This window comes from Pseudoalteromonas sp. GW168-MNA-CIBAN-0100, assembly GCF_040309225.1.
GTDB lineage: Bacteria > Pseudomonadota > Gammaproteobacteria > Enterobacterales > Alteromonadaceae > Pseudoalteromonas > Pseudoalteromonas arctica.
Map to the genome: position 1 here is coordinate 1 of NZ_JBEOOL010000710.1, position 261 is coordinate 261.

General features: G+C 44.1%; 1 protein-coding gene. It reads left to right on the forward strand.

Going from position 1 to position 261, the window contains the following annotated elements:
• On the forward strand, nt 1–261 hold a 261-nt coding region (locus AAEY62_RS23120; protein ID WP_350636774.1), incomplete at both ends, for a glycosyltransferase family 9 protein.

Sequence of the window (261 nt, forward strand, 5' to 3'; positions counted from 1 at the left end):
TGGGCGCGCTCAAAAGAGCTGCATAGCCTATTTATAAATAAACGCATTGCAGCGCAGCCACATGCGCACGTGTTAGAAGGGTTTAAAGGCTTTGCTAAAGCCATTGGCGTGAATGATTATCAGCCAAGTTGGGAAATGCCTTATACACAGCAAGATCAAAACACTGCCGATGAATTACTCACTGCAGAATACTTATCTAATAAGCTGTTTGTTATCTCTCCAGCAGCAAGTAAAGCACAGCGTAATTGGCTTCCCGAACGT